Annotated in this window: 30 protein-coding genes; all 30 read left to right on the top strand. The window is 40.3% G+C overall.

Translation table 11 applies throughout. From position 1 onward, the window contains the following. The first annotated feature begins 10 nt into the window (after window positions 1-10). The 30 genes from rplD to E7274_RS13430 all read left to right on the top strand — a co-directional run bounded on the left by rplD (window position 11) and on the right by E7274_RS13430 (window position 15250). Window positions 11-631 (top strand): 50S ribosomal protein L4, encoded by a 621-nt coding sequence (rplD, locus tag E7274_RS13575; protein ID WP_033153066.1) that lies wholly within the window; start codon window positions 11-13, stop codon window positions 629-631. Next, window positions 631-930, top strand: a complete 300-nt coding sequence (gene rplW / locus E7274_RS13570) for a 50S ribosomal protein L23 (protein ID WP_015548357.1) — start codon at window positions 631-633, stop codon at window positions 928-930. Before rplD ends, rplW begins: the two co-directional genes overlap by 1 nt. Window positions 931-1011: 81 nt before the next feature. Continuing rightward, entirely contained in the window at window positions 1012-1854 is an 843-nt protein-coding gene (rplB, locus tag E7274_RS13565; protein ID WP_044938688.1) for a 50S ribosomal protein L2, read from the top strand. 11 nt (window positions 1855-1865) lie between these two features. Then, a complete protein-coding gene (rpsS, locus tag E7274_RS13560; RefSeq protein WP_028234427.1) occupies window positions 1866-2147 on the top strand; it encodes a 30S ribosomal protein S19 in 282 nt (93 codons plus the stop codon). 22 nt (window positions 2148-2169) lie between these two features. Continuing rightward, on the top strand, window positions 2170-2559 hold the full coding sequence (gene rplV, locus E7274_RS13555) for a 50S ribosomal protein L22 (protein WP_015548354.1): 390 nt from the start codon (window positions 2170-2172) through the stop codon (window positions 2557-2559). Between the two features lie 11 nt (window positions 2560-2570). Beyond that, on the top strand, window positions 2571-3230 hold the full coding sequence (rpsC, locus tag E7274_RS13550) for a 30S ribosomal protein S3 (protein WP_044938686.1): 660 nt from the start codon (window positions 2571-2573) through the stop codon (window positions 3228-3230). A 1-nt stretch (window position 3231) separates the two neighbouring features. After that, entirely contained in the window at window positions 3232-3660 is a 429-nt protein-coding gene (gene rplP / locus E7274_RS13545) for a 50S ribosomal protein L16 (RefSeq protein WP_033153074.1), read from the top strand. Then, window positions 3660-3866 (top strand): 50S ribosomal protein L29, encoded by a 207-nt coding sequence (gene rpmC / locus E7274_RS13540; RefSeq protein WP_015548351.1) that lies wholly within the window; start codon window positions 3660-3662, stop codon window positions 3864-3866. Before rplP ends, rpmC begins: the two co-directional genes overlap by 1 nt. A gap of 39 nt (window positions 3867-3905) precedes the next feature. Next, entirely contained in the window at window positions 3906-4160 is a 255-nt protein-coding gene (rpsQ, locus tag E7274_RS13535) for a 30S ribosomal protein S17 (protein ID WP_028234423.1), read from the top strand. A gap of 18 nt (window positions 4161-4178) precedes the next feature. Beyond that, window positions 4179-4547: a 50S ribosomal protein L14 gene (rplN, locus tag E7274_RS13530; RefSeq protein WP_015548350.1), complete on the top strand. Its 369-nt coding sequence runs from the start codon at window positions 4179-4181 to the stop codon at window positions 4545-4547. A 13-nt stretch (window positions 4548-4560) separates the two neighbouring features. Further along, a complete protein-coding gene (rplX, locus tag E7274_RS13525; protein ID WP_015548349.1) occupies window positions 4561-4872 on the top strand; it encodes a 50S ribosomal protein L24 in 312 nt (103 codons plus the stop codon). A 22-nt stretch (window positions 4873-4894) separates the two neighbouring features. Continuing rightward, window positions 4895-5440 (top strand): 50S ribosomal protein L5, encoded by a 546-nt coding sequence (gene rplE, locus E7274_RS13520; RefSeq protein ID WP_033153076.1) that lies wholly within the window; start codon window positions 4895-4897, stop codon window positions 5438-5440. A gap of 10 nt (window positions 5441-5450) precedes the next feature. Further along, window positions 5451-5636, top strand: a complete 186-nt coding sequence (locus E7274_RS13515; protein ID WP_028234421.1) for a type Z 30S ribosomal protein S14 — start codon at window positions 5451-5453, stop codon at window positions 5634-5636. Between the two features lie 40 nt (window positions 5637-5676). Further along, window positions 5677-6078 carry a 30S ribosomal protein S8 gene (gene rpsH / locus E7274_RS13510; RefSeq protein ID WP_028234420.1) on the top strand — a complete coding sequence of 134 codons (402 nt, stop codon included), beginning with the start codon at window positions 5677-5679 and terminating at the stop codon, window positions 6076-6078. Window positions 6079-6162: 84 nt separating this feature from the next. Further along, window positions 6163-6702 carry a 50S ribosomal protein L6 gene (rplF, locus tag E7274_RS13505; RefSeq protein WP_033153082.1) on the top strand — a complete coding sequence of 180 codons (540 nt, stop codon included), beginning with the start codon at window positions 6163-6165 and terminating at the stop codon, window positions 6700-6702. 18 nt (window positions 6703-6720) lie between these two features. Continuing rightward, entirely contained in the window at window positions 6721-7089 is a 369-nt protein-coding gene (gene rplR, locus E7274_RS13500) for a 50S ribosomal protein L18 (RefSeq protein WP_044938681.1), read from the top strand. An 11-nt stretch (window positions 7090-7100) separates the two neighbouring features. Further along, a complete protein-coding gene (gene rpsE, locus E7274_RS13495; protein WP_033153084.1) occupies window positions 7101-7610 on the top strand; it encodes a 30S ribosomal protein S5 in 510 nt (169 codons plus the stop codon). 13 nt (window positions 7611-7623) lie between these two features. Continuing rightward, entirely contained in the window at window positions 7624-7809 is a 186-nt protein-coding gene (gene rpmD / locus E7274_RS13490; protein WP_015548343.1) for a 50S ribosomal protein L30, read from the top strand. Between the two features lie 17 nt (window positions 7810-7826). Next, window positions 7827-8270, top strand: coding sequence for a 50S ribosomal protein L15 (gene rplO / locus E7274_RS13485; protein WP_033153085.1), 444 nt, complete (start codon window positions 7827-7829; stop codon window positions 8268-8270). Continuing rightward, a complete protein-coding gene (gene secY, locus E7274_RS13480; RefSeq protein WP_033153086.1) occupies window positions 8270-9586 on the top strand; it encodes a preprotein translocase subunit SecY in 1317 nt (438 codons plus the stop codon). Before rplO ends, secY begins: the two co-directional genes overlap by 1 nt. A 101-nt stretch (window positions 9587-9687) precedes the next feature. Continuing rightward, window positions 9688-10332: an adenylate kinase gene (locus E7274_RS13475; protein ID WP_033153087.1), complete on the top strand. Its 645-nt coding sequence runs from the start codon at window positions 9688-9690 to the stop codon at window positions 10330-10332. A gap of 1 nt (window position 10333) precedes the next feature. Continuing rightward, complete coding sequence (gene map, locus E7274_RS13470; protein WP_304176598.1) at window positions 10334-11134, top strand: type I methionyl aminopeptidase; 801 nt, start codon at window positions 10334-10336, stop codon at window positions 11132-11134. Then, window positions 11125-11391: a hypothetical protein gene (locus tag E7274_RS13465; protein WP_044938672.1), complete on the top strand. Its 267-nt coding sequence runs from the start codon at window positions 11125-11127 to the stop codon at window positions 11389-11391. Before map ends, E7274_RS13465 begins: the two co-directional genes overlap by 10 nt. Further along, window positions 11384-11602 carry a translation initiation factor IF-1 gene (gene infA, locus E7274_RS13460; RefSeq protein WP_015548337.1) on the top strand — a complete coding sequence of 73 codons (219 nt, stop codon included), beginning with the start codon at window positions 11384-11386 and terminating at the stop codon, window positions 11600-11602. The genes E7274_RS13465 and infA overlap by 8 nt, the downstream gene beginning before the upstream one ends. A 126-nt stretch (window positions 11603-11728) precedes the next feature. Then, window positions 11729-11842, top strand: a complete 114-nt coding sequence (gene rpmJ, locus E7274_RS13455; protein ID WP_004604068.1) for a 50S ribosomal protein L36 — start codon at window positions 11729-11731, stop codon at window positions 11840-11842. Between the two features lie 206 nt (window positions 11843-12048). After that, window positions 12049-12417: a 30S ribosomal protein S13 gene (gene rpsM, locus E7274_RS13450; protein WP_044938667.1), complete on the top strand. Its 369-nt coding sequence runs from the start codon at window positions 12049-12051 to the stop codon at window positions 12415-12417. Window positions 12418-12452: 35 nt separating this feature from the next. Next, the gene (rpsK, locus tag E7274_RS13445) at window positions 12453-12845 is read left to right on the top strand and encodes a 30S ribosomal protein S11 (RefSeq protein ID WP_015548335.1); all 393 of its coding nucleotides are present in this window, start codon (window positions 12453-12455) and stop codon (window positions 12843-12845) included. Between the two features lie 16 nt (window positions 12846-12861). Next, complete coding sequence (gene rpsD, locus E7274_RS13440) at window positions 12862-13455, top strand: 30S ribosomal protein S4 (RefSeq protein ID WP_033153092.1); 594 nt, start codon at window positions 12862-12864, stop codon at window positions 13453-13455. Window positions 13456-13629: 174 nt separating this feature from the next. Beyond that, window positions 13630-14589, top strand: a complete 960-nt coding sequence (locus E7274_RS13435; protein WP_033153098.1) for a DNA-directed RNA polymerase subunit alpha — start codon at window positions 13630-13632, stop codon at window positions 14587-14589. 136 nt (window positions 14590-14725) lie between these two features. Next, window positions 14726-15250, top strand: coding sequence for a bL17 family ribosomal protein (locus tag E7274_RS13430; RefSeq protein WP_033153100.1), 525 nt, complete (start codon window positions 14726-14728; stop codon window positions 15248-15250). Window positions 15251-15366: the final 116 nt, after the last annotated feature.

The following is a 15366-nucleotide window of genomic DNA, read 5'->3' as shown; positions in this document are numbered from 1 at the left end:
GAACTTAGCGATGGCTAAAGTATCCGTATATAATATGGAAGGCAAAGAAGTTGGCACCATGGATCTTAACGACAGCATCTTCGCAGTTGAGATTAATGAGCACTTAGTTCACATGGCAGTTGTCCAGCAGCTTGCAAATAACCGTCAGGGAACACAGAAGGCTAAGACTCGTTCTGAGGTTTCTGGTGGTGGTAGAAAACCTTGGAGACAGAAGGGAACAGGTCATGCAAGACAGGGTTCTACAAGATCTCCACAGTGGACAGGTGGTGGCGTAGTATTCGCTCCAACACCAAGAGATTATTCATTTAAGCTCAACAAGAAGGAGAAGAGAGCAGCTCTTAAGTCTGTACTCACTTCTGCAGTTAACGAGAACAAGTTCATCGTTGTTGACGAGCTTAAGTTTGACGCTATTAAGACAAAGGATTTTGCAAAGGTATTAACAAACCTTAACGTTGAGAAGGCACTTGTTGTTCTTGATACAAATGACAAGAACGTAGTTATGTCTGCAAAGAACATTCCTACAGTTAAGACAGCTCTTACAAACACAATCAACGTTTATGACATCCTTAAGTACAACACAGTAGTTGTAACAAAGGCTGCTGTAGATCAGATTCAGGAGGTATATGCATAATGGCAAATGTACAGTATTATGACGTAATCCTTAAACCTGTAATCACAGAAAAGTCAATGAACGCTATGGCTGAGAAGAAGTACACATTCTTAGTTCATCCAGAAGCTAACAAGACAATGATTAAGGAAGCTGTTGAGAAGATGTTCGACGGAGTAAAGGTTGCTTCAGTTAACACAATGAACGCTGATGGCAAGACAAAGAGACGTGGAATGACATTCGGTAAGACAGCAAAGACAAAGAAAGCTATCGTTCAGCTTACAGCTGATAGCAAAGATATCGAGATTTTCTCAGGTCTTTAAGATATAGCTTAAGGCAAGAGTTAATTAATTTTATGCGCAGTCGAGCGCGATAATAAACGAGTAAACGAAAGGAGAAACAAAATGGGAATTAAGACATATAACCCATATACACCTTCTAGAAGAAATATGACTGGTTCAGATTTCGCTGAGATCACAAAGACATCTCCAGAGAAGTCACTTGTTGTTTCATTAAAGAAGCACGCTGGTCGTAACAATCAGGGTAAGATTACCGTTAGACATCACGGTGGCGGTAACAGACAGAAATATAGACTTATTGATTTCAAGAGAAATAAGGATGGAATTCCTGCAAAGGTTATTGGTATCGAGTACGATCCAAACAGAACAGCTAACATCGCTCTTATCTGCTACGCAGACGGCGAGAAGGCTTACATCCTTGCTCCAGCTGGTCTTACAGACGGCATGACAGTTATGAACGGTGCTGACGCTGAAGTTAGAGTTGGTAACTGCTTACCACTCGAGAAGATTCCAGTTGGTACACTTATTCACAATATCGAGCTTTATCCAGGACGTGGCGGACAGCTTGTTCGTTCAGCTGGTAACTCAGCTCAGCTCATGGCTAAAGAAGGTAAGTACGCTACACTTCGTCTTCCTTCAGGCGAAATGAGAATGGTACCTCTTAACTGCCGTGCATCAATCGGTGTAATCGGTAACGGTGATCACAACCTTGTTAAGATCGGTAAAGCTGGTCGTAAGAGACACATGGGTATCAGACCTACAGTTCGTGGTTCTGTTATGAACCCTAATGACCATCCACATGGTGGTGGTGAGGGCCGCGCTCCTATCGGACGTCCAGGTCCATGCACACCTTGGGGCAAGCCAGCTCTTGGTCTCAAGACAAGAAAGAAGCACAAGCAGTCTAACAAGCTCATCGTAAGAAGACGCGATGGTAGAGCAATCAAGTAAGGAGGATACACATGGCACGTTCATTAAAAAAAGGACCATTTGCTGATGCAAGCTTATTAAAGAAGGTTGATGCTATGAACGCAAGCGGCGACAAGTCAGTTATCAAGACATGGTCACGTCGTTCTACAATCTTCCCACAGATGGTTGGACATACAATTGCAGTACATGACGGTAGAAAGCATGTTCCAGTATATGTTACAGAAGACATGGTTGGACACAAGCTTGGTGAATTCGTTGCTACTAGAACCTACAGAGGTCATGGCAAAGACGAAAAGAAGTCAAAGGTACGCTAATTAACAGAAAGGAGTTTTTATCATGGCTAAGGGACATAGATCTCAAATTAAACGTGAGAGAAACGATGTAAAGGATACAAGACCTTCAGCAAAGTTATCTTATGCTAGAATGTCAGTTCAGAAGGCTTGTTTCGTACTTGATGCCATTCGTGGTAAGGATGTTGATACAGCACTTGCTATCGTAATGTACAATCCAAGATACGCTTCAAGCGTTATAGAAAAATTACTTAAGTCTGCTATTGCAAACGCTGAGAACAATAACGGCTTAGATCGTAAGGACCTCGTAGTAGCTGAGTGCTATGCAAACAAGGGACCTACAATGAAGAGAATCAGACCAAGAGCACAGGGTAGAGCTTACAGAATCGAAAAGAGAATGAGCCACCTCACAATCGTGCTTGATCAGAAAAATTAAGGAGGCAAAACATGGGACAGAAAGTTAATCCTCATGGCTTAAGAGTCGGTGTTATTAAGGACTGGGATTCTAAGTGGTACGCTGAGGGCGAGAACTTCTCAGACTACTTAGTTGAAGACTATAATATCAGAAAATTTCTTAAGAAGAAGCTTTACGCTGCAGGCGTTTCTAAGATTGAAATCGAGCGCGCTGCTGGTAGAGTAAAGGTTACTGTTTATACAGCAAAGCCAGGCGTTGTTATCGGTAAGGGCGGCGCTGAAATCGACAAGATTAAGACTGAGCTCCAGAAGCAGACAAGCGATAAGCTTGTTGTTGATATCAAGGAAATCAAGAGACCAGATCGTGATGCACAGCTCGTTGCTGAGAACATCGCTGGCCAGCTTGAGAACCGTGTATCATTCCGTAGAGCAATGAAGTCTTGCATGGGTCGCGCTATGAAGACTGGTATCAAGGGTATCAAGACAAGCTGTTCAGGACGTCTTGGTGGTGCTGATATGGCTCGTTCAGAGTCTTACAATGAAGGTACTATTCCACTTCAGACACTTCGTGCTGATATCGATTATGGATTCGCTGAGGCTGACACTACTTATGGTAAGGTTGGCGTAAAGGTTTGGATCTATAAGGGTGAAGTACTTCCAAAGAGAAAGAATGTGGAAGGAGGAGCTCAATAATATGTTAATGCCAAAGAGAGCGAAGCATAGAAAGCAGTTCCGTGGGAACATGGCTGGAAAAGCTTCAAGAGGAAATAAGATATCTTACGGTGAGTATGGTATCGTTGCAACAGAGCCAGCTTGGATCAAGTCAAACCAGATCGAAGCAGCTCGTATCGCTATGACACGTTACATTAAGCGTGGTGGTAAGGTTTGGATTAAGATTTTCCCAGACAAGCCAGTTACTGCAAAACCTGCTGAAACTCGAATGGGTTCAGGTAAGGGAACACTTGAATATTGGGTAGCTGTTGTTAAGCCGGGCCGTGTATTATTCGAGATCTCAGGAGTATCTGAGGAAGTTGCTAGAGAAGCACTTCGTCTCGCTACACATAAACTTCCTTGCAAGTGCAAGATAGTTTCCCGTGAGGATTTAGAAGGCGGTGAAGCATAATGAAGAATACAAAGTACGTAGAAGATTTAAAGAACACTTCAGTAGCAGAGCTTAATGCTCAGCTCGTAGAAGCTAAGAAAGAACTTTTCAACTTAAGATTCCAGAATGCTACAAATCAGTTAGACAATACAGCAAGAATCCGTGAGGTTCGTCGTAACATCGCTCGTATTCAGACTGTTATCACAGAAGCTGAGAAGAACGCATAATTGATTAGAATCTTAACTATTTGAAAGGAGATCAAAGACGTGGAAAGAAACTTAAGAAAAACACGTACAGGTGTTGTTGTAAGCGACAAGATGGATAAGACAATCGTTGTTGCAATCCGTGACAATGTAAAGCATCCACTTTACAACAAGATCGTTAAGAAGACATATAAGCTTAAGGCTCACGATGAGAACGGCGACGCTCACATCGGAGATACAGTAAAGGTAATGGAGACAAGACCACTTTCTAAAGATAAGAGATGGAGACTTGTTGAAGTTATCGAGAGAGCAAAATAATTAAAGGAGGCTACTATAATGGTACAACAGGAAAGTAGATTAAAGGTAGCCGATAATACAGGAGCAAAGGAAATCCTTGTTATCCGTGTTATGGGTGGATCTACAAGAAGATATGCCAATATTGGCGACGTAATTACTGCTACCGTTAAAGATGCAACACCAGGTGGCGTTGTAAAGAAGGGTGACGTTGTTAAGGCAGTAGTTGTTCGTTCAGTTAAAGGTGCCCGTCGTAAAGATGGTTCTTATATCAAGTTTGATGAAAATGCTGCAGTCATCATTAAAGATGACAAGACTCCAAGAGGAACTCGTATTTTTGGACCTGTAGCTAGAGAGCTTCGTGAGAAGCAGTTCATGAAGATTGTTTCTCTCGCTCCAGAAGTATTGTAGGAGGAAGAGTAGAATGGCAACTATGAAAATTAAAAAAGGCGATACTGTTCGTGTAATCGCAGGTGGCGATGTAAACAACGAAGGTAAGGTTATCGCAGTAGATAAGAAGAATAACACCGTTACAGTTGAAGGTGTTAACATGGTAAAGCGTCATGTTAAGCCTAGCATGGCCAACCAGGCAGGTGGTATCATCGAGCAGGAAGCTCCTATCGATGCTTCAAATGTTATGTTACTTCATAACGGTCAGCCTACACGTGTTGGTTTCAAGATGGACGGAGACAAAAAAGTCCGTTTCGCAAAGAAGACCGGCGAGGTTATTGACTAATTGAAGAAAGGAGAACAGTTCGTTGAGTAGATTAAAAGATCAGTATCTTAATGAAATCGTACCAGCAATGGTTGAGAAGTTTGGATACAAGAATATTATGGAAGTTCCTAAGATCGAAAAGATCGTTGTCAACATGGGTGTTGGCGAAGCAAAGGACAATGCTAAGCTTCTTGAGTCTGCAGTCAAGGATATGGAAATGATTACAGGCCAGAAAGCTGTTACAACAAAGGCAAAGAATTCAGTTGCTAACTTCAAGATTCGTGAAGGTATGGCAATTGGCTGTAAGACTACACTTCGTGGAGAGAAGATGTATGAGTTCGCAGATCGTCTTATCAATCTTGCACTCCCACGTGTTCGTGACTTCAGAGGTGTTAATCCTAATTCATTCGATGGTAGAGGAAATTATGCACTTGGTATCAAGGAGCAGATCATCTTCCCTGAGATTGAGTACGATAAGATTGACAAGACTCGTGGTATGGACATTATCTTCGTAACTACAGCTAAGACAGATGAAGAGGCTAGAGAATTACTTCGTTTATTCAATATGCCTTTCGCTAAGGAAGCATAGGAGGAAAGTTATGGCAAAGAAGTCAATGAAAGTAAAGCAGCAGCGCACAGCAAAGTTCTCTACACAAGAGTACAGTCGTTGCAAAATCTGCGGTCGTCCACATGCATACCTTAGAAAGTATGGTATTTGTAGAGTATGTTTCCGTGAGTTAGCTTACAAGGGACAGATCCCTGGCGTAAAGAAAGCTTCATGGTAAGATAACGAGCACAGATTGATAATTAGGAGGAAATTGCATCATGACAATGAGTGATCCAATAGCAGATATGCTTACAAGAATCCGTAATGCAAATACTGCAAAACATGATACAGTAGATGTTCCTGCATCAAAGATGAAGGTTGCAATTGCAGACATTCTTGTAGATGAAGGATTTATCACAAAGTACGACATCGTTGATAATGGTAACTTCAAGGATATCCGTGTTACATTAAAGTACGGTGCAAACAAGAACGAGAAGATTATTTCTGGTATTAAGAGAATTTCTAAGCCAGGTCTTCGTATTTATGCTGGTAAGGACGATATCCCATACGTTTTAGGTGGACTTGGTATCGCTATCCTTTCAACAAACAAGGGCATCATCACAGATAAGGAAGCTCGTAAGCTTCAGGTTGGTGGCGAAGTTCTTGCATATGTTTGGTAATCATATCCAAACAAGTAACTAATTACCTAAAGTATAACCCGGTTACAGAAGCCGGACATACAGTAAATTTAAGGAGGTACGGGCATGTCACGTATAGGAAGAATGCCAATCGCAGTTCCAGCTGGTGTTACAGTTGAGATTGCAGAAAATAATCATGTGACTGTAAAAGGTCCTAAGGGTACTCTTGAGAGAACACTTCCATCAGAGATGGATATTAAGCTTGAGGGTGCAGAAGTTGTTGTTACTAGACCTAATGATTTAAAGAAAATGAAGTCTTTACATGGTCTTACAAGAACACTTATCAACAACATGGTTGTTGGTGTTACAACAGGCTATGAGAAGACTCTTGAAGTTAACGGTGTAGGTTACAGAGCATCTAAGGCTGGTAAGAAGCTTACTCTTAACCTTGGTTACTCACACCCAGTAGAGATGGAAGATCCAGAGGGTATCGAGTCAACAGTTGACGGAAATAAAATTATCATCAAGGGTATCGACAAGGAAAAGGTTGGTCAGTACGCTGCCAACATCAGAGATAAGAGAAGACCTGAGCCATATAAGGGTAAGGGTATTAAGTACGCTGATGAAGTTATTAGACGTAAAGTCGGTAAGACCGGTAAGAAATAGTAAAGGAGTGAATGTAAAATGGTAAGTAAGAAATCTAAATCAGTAATTCGCCAGACAAAGCATAGAAGACTTCGTAACACTCTAGCCGGTACTGCAGAAAGACCACGTTTAGCAGTGTTCAGAAGCAACAATCACATGTATGTTCAGGTTATTGATGATACATGCGGAAATACACTTGTTTCAGCATCTACTCTTGACGCAGACGTTAAGGCAGATCTTGCAAAGACAAATAACGTAGAAGCAGCTACAAAGCTCGGTACAGTTATTGCTAAGAAGGCACAGGAAAAGGGAATCAAGGAAGTCGTATTCGACAGAGGTGGTTACATTTATGCCGGCAAGGTTGCAGCTTTAGCAGATGCAGCTAGAGAAGCTGGATTAGAATTCTAGGAGGAGAACACATGAAACGTGAAATCATTGACGCTAGCCAGTTAGAGTTAACTGAGCAGGTTGTAGAAATTAAGCGTGTAACAAAGGTTGTTAAGGGTGGACGTAACATGCGTTTCACAGCTCTTGTTGTAGTAGGCGATAAGAACGGACACGTTGGCGCTGGACTTGGCAAGGCAGCTGAAATTCCAGAAGCTATCCGCAAGGGTAAGGAAGATGCTATGAAGAAGCTTATCACAGTTAAGCTTGATGACAACCATAGTATTACACACGACATTCAGGGTAAGCACACAGGCGCTTCTGTACTTCTTAAGAAGGCACCAGAAGGTACTGGTATCATCGCTGGTGGTCCAGCTCGTGCCGTATGTGAGCTTGCAGGTATCGGAAATATCCGTACAAAGTCACTTGGATCATCAAATAAGCAGAACGTTGTTCTTGCTACAATCGAAGGACTTAAGTCTCTTAAGTCACCTGAGGAAGTAGCAAAGGCTCGTGGCAAGAAAGTTGAAGACATTCTTGCTTAAGGAGGAAAGGTAAATGGCAGAGAAGAAGTTAAGAGTAACACTCGTAAAGTCTACAATCGGTGCTGTTCCAAAGAACAAGAAGACTGTAGAAGCACTTGGCCTTAGAAAGGTCAACAAGACTGTTGAGCTTCCTGACAACGACAGCGTTCGAGGAATGCTTAGAATGGTCAATCACTTAGTAAAAGTTGAAGAAATTTAATAGAAGGAGGTGCCATAATGGATTTATCTAACTTACAGCCAGCAGAAGGCTCAAAGCATAGTGATAATTTCAGAAGAGGCCGTGGTCACGGTTCAGGTAATGGCAAGACTGCTGGTAAGGGTCATAAGGGACAGAAGGCTCGTTCAGGCGGAAGCATTAGACTTGGATTCGAAGGTGGACAGATGCCTTTATACAGACGTCTTCCTAAGCGTGGTTTCAAGAATAGAAATACAAAGGAAATCGTTGGTATCAATGTTTCTTATTTAGAGAGATTTGATAATGGTGCTACTGTAACAGTTGATACACTCGTTGAGAGCGGTATCATCAAGAACCCTCGCGATGGCGTTAAGATTCTTGGCGGTGGTGAGCTTACAAAGAAGCTCAACGTTCAGGCAAACGCATTTAGTGCTAGCGCAAAGGAGAAGATTGAAGCCTTGGGCGGAACTGCAGAGGTGATTTAATGTTTCAGACACTACGCGATGCTTTTAAAATTAAAGATTTAAGAAGACGAATTGGTTTTACATTTTTAATGCTTATTGTTGTTAGGCTTGGAAGCTTGCTTCCAGTGCCTGGCATCAATGGCAATGCCTTTAGCAGTCTCTTCGCGGATAGTGATAGTGCATTGAACTTTTTTGATTCAATCACTGGTGGTTCATTCTCATCAATGTCAGTTTTCGCATTGAACATCACTCCATACATTACATCTTCTATCATTATGCAGTTGCTTACAATTGCATTTCCTAAGTTAGAAGAAATGCAGCGTGATGGTGAACAAGGTAGAAAGAAGATGACACAGATTACGCGTTATCTTACAATCGCCTTGGCACTTGGTGAGTCTATCGCAATGGCAGTTGGTTTTGGAAGAAGTGGTTATCTTGTAACATACTCAGTTCCATTCCTCAACTATGTACTTGTTGTTGTAGCACTTACAGCTGGATCTGCAGTACTTATGTGGATTGGTGAGAGAATTACAGAAAAGGGTATTGGTAATGGTATTTCAATAGTTCTTACTATTAATATCATTAGCCGTATTCCTTCTGATTTAACAAAGCTCTATGAGCAGTTTATGGCTGGAAAAACGATTCCAAAGGCAGTGTTAGCTGCAGTTATTATTGCTGCAATAATTATTGCTCTTGTTGTATTCGTTGTTATACTCCAGAGCGCAGAGAGACGTATTCCAGTACAATATTCAAATAAGATTCAGGGAAGAAGACAGGTTGGTGGCAATTCATCAATCATCCCTATGAGAGTTAACACAGCAGGTGTTATCCCTGTCATCTTCGCTCAGTCATTACTTCAGACACCTGTTATGATTGTTCAGTTATTGAACAAACAGCCAAGCGGTGTTTGGGGCAAGATTTTAAGTGGAATGAGTCAGTCTAATTGGTTCAATCCTTCAAATTGGATTTACACAATTGGAGCACTTGTTTATGTATTGCTTATTATCGGTTTTGCATATTTCTATACAGAGATTACTTTCAATCCTTTGGAAATTGCAGAGAACCTTAAGCGTTCAGGTGGATTTATTCCAGGTATACGACCAGGAAAACCTACTTCAGATTATTTAACAGCAATCTTAAAGCATGTTATTTTCATTGGAGCAATTGGTCTTTCAATCGTAGCATTACTTCCTATCGTCTTTAATGGTTTGGTTGGCGCTAGTGTTTCATTTGGTGGTACATCAATCATCATTATTGTTGGTGTTATCGTAGAAACATTAAAGCAGGTTGAATCTCAGATGATGGTTCGTAATTATAAAGGATTTTTAAATGACTAATTGTCATTTTGACACTGAGGGAGATACGTGATTTTCGCGTATCTCTTAAGGTGTTTTTTACAGAATTTTTTACAAAACATCTAAGCAGGAGGGTTTGTTGAATGAAGATTATTATGTTAGGTGCACCTGGTGCAGGCAAAGGAACACAGGCAAAGCAGATTGCTGCTAAGTATTCAATTCCTCACATTTCTACAGGTGATATATTCCGTGCCAACATTAAAAATGGTACTGAACTTGGAAAAAAGGCGAAGGAATACATGGATCAGGGTTTGCTTGTTCCAGATGAACTTACTTGTGATCTTGTCATGGACCGCATTGCACAGGATGATGCTAAGAACGGATTTGTATTAGACGGATTCCCAAGAACTATTCCTCAGGCAGAAGCACTTGATGCTGCACTTACTAAAATTGGACAGTCAATGGATTATGCTATCGACGTAGATGTTCCAGATGAGAATATTATCAATAGAATGTCAGGTCGTAGAGCTTGTTTAAATTGTGGTGCTACATATCATATCGTTTCTATTCCACCTAAGAAGGAAGGCGTATGCGATACATGTGGTAGCCAGTTAGTATTAAGAGATGATGATAAGCCAGAGACAGTAAAGAAGAGACTTGATGTTTATCATGATCAGACACAGCCTCTTATTGAATACTATAAGGGTAAGGACATTTTGAAGTCTGTTGATGGAACTCAGCCTATGGAAAAGGTTTTTGAGGATATCACTGCTATTTTAGGAGCTTAAGATGTCAGAAGTTATAACTATTAAAACTGATGAAGAAATTCAATTGATGCGTGAAGCTGGAAAGATTTTAGCACAGGTTCATGAAACGTTAGCTAAAGAAATTCACGAAGGAATGTCTACATTAGACGTAGATCGATTGGGTGAAGAAGTAATTAGAAGCTATGGCTGTGAGCCAAATTTCAAAGGTCTTTATGGATATCCAGCAAGTGTGTGTGTATCCGTAAATGATGAAGTTGTTCACGGAATTCCTACTGACGACCATATCCTTGTTAATGGAGATATTGTTAGCTTGGATACAGGAGTTCTTTATAAAGGATACCATAGTGACGCTGCTCGTACAGTTGGTGTTGGAGAAATCAGTGAAGAAGCAAGGCTTCTTATTGAAAGAACACGTCAATCTTTCTTCCAAGGTATGAAATTTGCTACAGCTGGTAATCATTTATATGATATATCAGGCGCAATTGGCGATTATGCAGAGAGCTTTGGATACGGAGTAGTTAGAGACTTGGTTGGACATGGTATTGGTACTTCGCTTCATGAAGCACCTGAAATTCCAAACTTCAGACGAAGATTTAGAAGAGGTCCAAAACTAATCAAAGGCATGACACTTGCTGTAGAGCCAATGATAAACGCTGGTAGCTGTGATGTGGCTTGGATGGATGATGAATGGACAGTAGTTACAATGGATGAGTCATTATCTGCTCATTATGAAAATACAATTGTAATTACAGACAGCGCTCCTGAAATTCTTACACTGACACCTACAGAACTTGCAAATCCGGAGGGAAATAAATGGATTTAATGCTTGCAACATCTAAGGCTGGTCATGATAAGAAACAAATATACTTAGTTCTTAAAGAAGATGATGAGTATTGTTATCTTGTAAATGGAACAACTAAACTTGTTGCCAAGCCTAAAAAGAAAAAGAAAATTCATTTACAGCTAATAAAAAATATTCCGTCTGATGTTTTAGAAGAAGTAAAAGACATTGAAACATTAGATGATGTATCAATAAAAAGAATTCTTAAAGTTTATAATAGGAGGAACAAAGATGTCTAAGGCAGATGTTATTGAAGTTGAGGGAGTGGTAGTTGAAAAACTTCCTAACGCTATGTTTAAGGTAGAGCTTGAAAACGGTCATCAGATTCTTGCTCATATCAGTGGTAAGTTAAGACAGAATTACATTCGTATCTTACCAGGTGATAAGGTTACAATCGAAATGAGTCCATATGATCTTTCTAAGGGAAGAATTATTTGGAGAGATAAGTAAAAATAATTAAAAATTTGTTGACATACATTAAAACGCCCGGTATACTATTAAACGGACGTTTTTAAGATGTTCAAATATAGATTGACCACAACCTTTGAATAAAAGGGCATGGAAAGGAGGAAAATCGTGAAAGTAAGATCTTCTGTAAAGCCTATGTGCGAGAAGTGCAAGGTCATCAAAAGAAAGGGTAGCATTCGTATTATTTGCGAGAACCCAAAGCATAAGCAGCGTCAGGGTTAATTCTGATTAGTTTATGTAGCATTTTATTATGTGCGGCTGCAGTCTAAAGAGTATCTAATTTAGGCTGTTCATAATAAATAGGCCTATCATACCGAGGCCAAATTGGACAAGATATGGAAATACACACATTTCAGGCCGATTATTCGGAGCTGTATTGTCTATATCGCTTATTAATTGTAGAAATATTTATGGAGGTGTAAACACACATGGCTCGTATTGCAGGTGTAGATTTACCAAGAGACAAGAGAATTGAAATTGGTTTAACTTACATTTACGGAATCGGTAGAGTAAGCTCAAACAAGATTCTTGAAGCAGCTGGTGTAGATCCTAGCACACGTGTTAAGGATTTAACTGACGAAGAAGTTAAGAAGATTAGCACAGTTATTGACGAAACTATGACTGTAGAAGGTGATCTTAGAAGAGAAGTAGCTCTTGATATTAAGAGACTTCAGGAAATCGGATGCTACAGAGGTATCCGTCATAGAAAGGGTCTTCCTGTTCGTGGACAGAAGACTAAGACAAACGCTCGTACTCGTAAGGGTCCAAAGCGTACAGTAGCAAATAAGAAGAAGTAATTATATTCATAGAAAGAAAGTAGGTTAGTTTAATTATGGCTAAAGTTGCAAAGAAGACAACAAAAAAGCGTGTAAAGAAAAACGTTGAACACGGACAGGTACATGTTCAGGCATCTTTCAATAATACTATCGTTACTATTACAGATGCTCAGGGTAACGCTCTTTCATGGGCAAGTGCTGGTGGTCTAGGATTTAGAGGTTCAAGGAAATCTACTCCTTATGCTGCACAGATGGCAGCAGAGACAGCAGTTAAGGCTGCTTTAGTTCACGGTTTAAAGAGTGTAGATGTATTCGTAAAGGGACCAGGTTCAGGACGTGAAGCTGCAATCAGAGCAATCGATGCAAACGGCGTTCAGGTTCTTACAATCAAGGATGTTACTCCAGTTCCACATAACGGATGTCGTCCACCAAAGCGTAGAAGAGTCTAATTAGGAGGGAAATCTAATGGCAGTTAATAAGACACCAGTTCTTAAAAGATGTAGATCTCTTGATTTAGATCCTACATTTTTAGGATATGATAAAAAGTCACGTAGACAGAAGAATAGAGGAAGAGGCAAGAAGTCTGAGTACGCTCTTCAGCTTCAGGAGAAGCAGAAGGCTAAGTTCATTTATGGCGTACTTGAGAAGCCTTTCCGTAATTATTATGAGAAGGCTGACCGTCAGAAGGGTATGACAGGTGAAAACCTTATGACAATGCTTGAGAGCCGTCTTGATAACGTAGTATTCCGTATGGGATTTGCTCGTACAAGAAAAGAAGCTCGTCAGGTTGTTGATCACAAGATGTTCCTTGTAAACGGCAAGCCAGTAAATGTTCCTTCATATCTTGTAAAGGCAGGCGATGTTATCGAAGTTCGCGAGAAGTCAAAGAGCCTTCAGAGATTTAAGGATATCGCAGAGGTTACAGCTGGTAGAACAACTCCAGAGTGGGTTGATGTTGATGCTGAGAACCTTAAGGGTACAGTTAAAGAGCTTCCTAATAGAGAGCAGATTGATGTACCAGTAGACGAGATGCTTATCGTCGAGTTATATTCAAAATAATAATTATTAGTAAATGTTTACAAAAAGCACTTATACAAGCTTGCTTGTATAAGTGCGATTTGTTACAATTTTACTATGTGGCAATAAGTAATCTGATGGAATATTTATTAAATATTCCTTTTTTAGAGTCTAGTACATTAAGTTTCATAATTTATGAAATAAGGAGGCAATGTAGTGTTAAATTTTGAAAACCCAAATATTGAAATCGTAGAGATTTCTGAGGACAAAAAATACGGCAGATTCGTTGTTGAACCCCTTGAGAGAGGTTATGGTATAACACTTGGTAATTCACTTCGCAGAATTATGCTTTCGTCTCTGCCAGGAGCTGCAGTTAGCCAGATAAAGATTGAAGGCGTTCTTCATGAGTTCAGTGCCATTCCAGGTGTAAAAGAGGATGTTACTGAAATCGTAATGAACATCAAGGAGCTTGCTATTAGAAATAATAGCTCTTCAGATGAGCCAAAAACAGCATATATTGAGTTCGAGGGAGAGGGAGTTGTTACAGCTGCTGATATCCAGGTTGACTCTGATATCGAGATTATCAATCCTGATCTTGTTATTGCACATCTTAATGGTGGTAATGATTGCAAGCTTTACATGGAGCTTACAATTACAAAGAATCGTGGATATATCTCTGCAGATAAGAACAAAACTCCAGATACTCCAATCGGTAAGATTGCAGTTGACTCAATTTACACACCAGTAGAGCGTGTAAATATGACAGTTGAGGACACTCGTGTAGGCCAGGTTACAGATTATGACAAGCTTACACTTGATGTATATACAAATGGTACAATGGGTCCTGATGAAGCCGTTTCTATGGCTGCAAAGGTACTCAGCGAGCATTTAAATCTTTTTGTTAACCTTTCAGATGCTGCTCAGGATCTTAGCGTTATCGCTGATAAGCCTGATGATACAACAGGTAAGACTCTTGAAATGAGCATTGATGAGCTTGAGCTTTCAGTTCGTTCATACAACTGCTTAAAGAGAGCTGGTATCAACACAGTAGCAGAGCTTTGCGACAAGTCACCAGATGACATGATGAAGGTTCGTAACCTTGGTCGCAAGTCAATGGAAGAAGTAGAGCAGAAGCTTAGCGAGCTTGGCCTTTCACTTAGAATGGTAGAGGACTAGTTCGAGAGCATATAGTAACAGGAAATAATACGTGACGGATAAGACCGATGAGCACTGTCGCGCATGCCTTTCCATTAATCAAGTTACGGGGTAAGACCGATGAGCACCTGTAACGCCAGTTATAAGGAGAAAAGAAATGGCAAAGTACAGAAAATTAAGCAGAACATCATCACAGAGAAAAGCTCTTTTAAGAAACCAGGTAACAGAGCTTCTTTATCACGGCAAGATCGTTACAACTGAAGCTAAGGCTAAGGAAGTAAAGAAGATTGCTGAGCACATCATTACTCTTGGTGTTAAGGAAAAGGATAACTTCGAAGAAGTTACAGTTCAGGCTAAGGTAGCACGCAAGGACAAAGATGGTAAGAGAGTAAAGGAAGTTGTTGATGGCAAGAAGGTAACTGTATACGATACAGTTGATAAGAAGATTAAGAAGGATTCTCCTTCAAGACTTCACGCTCGTCGTCAGATGATGCAGGTTCTTTACACACCTACAGCTAAGGGTGCTAAGAAGAGCGAGACACACAAGGTTGATATGGCTAACTTTGTATTTGATGAGATTGCTCCAAAGTATGTTGACCGCAAGGGTGGTTACACACGTATCGTTAAGATCGGACCACGTAAGGGCGATGCAGCTATGGAAGTAGTTCTTGAGCTTGTATAATATATATTTGCTTTTTAAACCAGGACATTAGTCCTGGTTTTTTTTATTGTTAGGGCAAGGCCCTATTTTTCAAAGTCTTAGTTTTTTTATTTTAGATAAAATAGATACTTTGAAAA

Source organism: Pseudobutyrivibrio ruminis, from assembly GCF_015057245.1.
GTDB classification, from domain to species: Bacteria; Bacillota; Clostridia; order Lachnospirales; family Lachnospiraceae; genus Pseudobutyrivibrio; species Pseudobutyrivibrio ruminis_E.
This window is presented reverse-complemented; position numbering and strand designations above follow the sequence as displayed.

Coding starts and splice junctions, on each gene's coding strand:
- rpsD (WP_033153092.1), top strand. CDS start 12,862: ATGGCAGTTAATAAGACACCAGTTCTTAAAAGATGTAGATCTCTTGAT.
- rpsS (WP_028234427.1), top strand. CDS start 1,866: ATGGCACGTTCATTAAAAAAAGGACCATTTGCTGATGCAAGCTTATTA.
- rplR (WP_044938681.1), top strand. CDS start 6,721: ATGGTAAGTAAGAAATCTAAATCAGTAATTCGCCAGACAAAGCATAGA.
- rplP (WP_033153074.1), top strand. CDS start 3,232: ATGTTAATGCCAAAGAGAGCGAAGCATAGAAAGCAGTTCCGTGGGAAC.
- secY (WP_033153086.1), top strand. CDS start 8,270: ATGTTTCAGACACTACGCGATGCTTTTAAAATTAAAGATTTAAGAAGA.
- rplB (WP_044938688.1), top strand. CDS start 1,012: ATGGGAATTAAGACATATAACCCATATACACCTTCTAGAAGAAATATG.
- infA (WP_015548337.1), top strand. CDS start 11,384: ATGTCTAAGGCAGATGTTATTGAAGTTGAGGGAGTGGTAGTTGAAAAA.
- rplF (WP_033153082.1), top strand. CDS start 6,163: ATGTCACGTATAGGAAGAATGCCAATCGCAGTTCCAGCTGGTGTTACA.
- rpsH (WP_028234420.1), top strand. CDS start 5,677: ATGACAATGAGTGATCCAATAGCAGATATGCTTACAAGAATCCGTAAT.
- rplX (WP_015548349.1), top strand. CDS start 4,561: ATGGCAACTATGAAAATTAAAAAAGGCGATACTGTTCGTGTAATCGCA.
- rpsE (WP_033153084.1), top strand. CDS start 7,101: ATGAAACGTGAAATCATTGACGCTAGCCAGTTAGAGTTAACTGAGCAG.
- E7274_RS13515 (WP_028234421.1), top strand. CDS start 5,451: ATGGCAAAGAAGTCAATGAAAGTAAAGCAGCAGCGCACAGCAAAGTTC.
- rpmC (WP_015548351.1), top strand. CDS start 3,660: ATGAAGAATACAAAGTACGTAGAAGATTTAAAGAACACTTCAGTAGCA.
- rpmD (WP_015548343.1), top strand. CDS start 7,624: ATGGCAGAGAAGAAGTTAAGAGTAACACTCGTAAAGTCTACAATCGGT.
- E7274_RS13430 (WP_033153100.1), top strand. CDS start 14,726: ATGGCAAAGTACAGAAAATTAAGCAGAACATCATCACAGAGAAAAGCT.
- rplN (WP_015548350.1), top strand. CDS start 4,179: ATGGTACAACAGGAAAGTAGATTAAAGGTAGCCGATAATACAGGAGCA.
- E7274_RS13475 (WP_033153087.1), top strand. CDS start 9,688: ATGAAGATTATTATGTTAGGTGCACCTGGTGCAGGCAAAGGAACACAG.
- rplW (WP_015548357.1), top strand. CDS start 631: ATGGCAAATGTACAGTATTATGACGTAATCCTTAAACCTGTAATCACA.
- rplV (WP_015548354.1), top strand. CDS start 2,170: ATGGCTAAGGGACATAGATCTCAAATTAAACGTGAGAGAAACGATGTA.
- E7274_RS13465 (WP_044938672.1), top strand. CDS start 11,125: ATGGATTTAATGCTTGCAACATCTAAGGCTGGTCATGATAAGAAACAA.
- rplD (WP_033153066.1), top strand. CDS start 11: ATGGCTAAAGTATCCGTATATAATATGGAAGGCAAAGAAGTTGGCACC.
- rpsK (WP_015548335.1), top strand. CDS start 12,453: ATGGCTAAAGTTGCAAAGAAGACAACAAAAAAGCGTGTAAAGAAAAAC.
- map (WP_304176598.1), top strand. CDS start 10,334: ATGTCAGAAGTTATAACTATTAAAACTGATGAAGAAATTCAATTGATG.
- rplO (WP_033153085.1), top strand. CDS start 7,827: ATGGATTTATCTAACTTACAGCCAGCAGAAGGCTCAAAGCATAGTGAT.
- rpsM (WP_044938667.1), top strand. CDS start 12,049: ATGGCTCGTATTGCAGGTGTAGATTTACCAAGAGACAAGAGAATTGAA.
- rpsC (WP_044938686.1), top strand. CDS start 2,571: ATGGGACAGAAAGTTAATCCTCATGGCTTAAGAGTCGGTGTTATTAAG.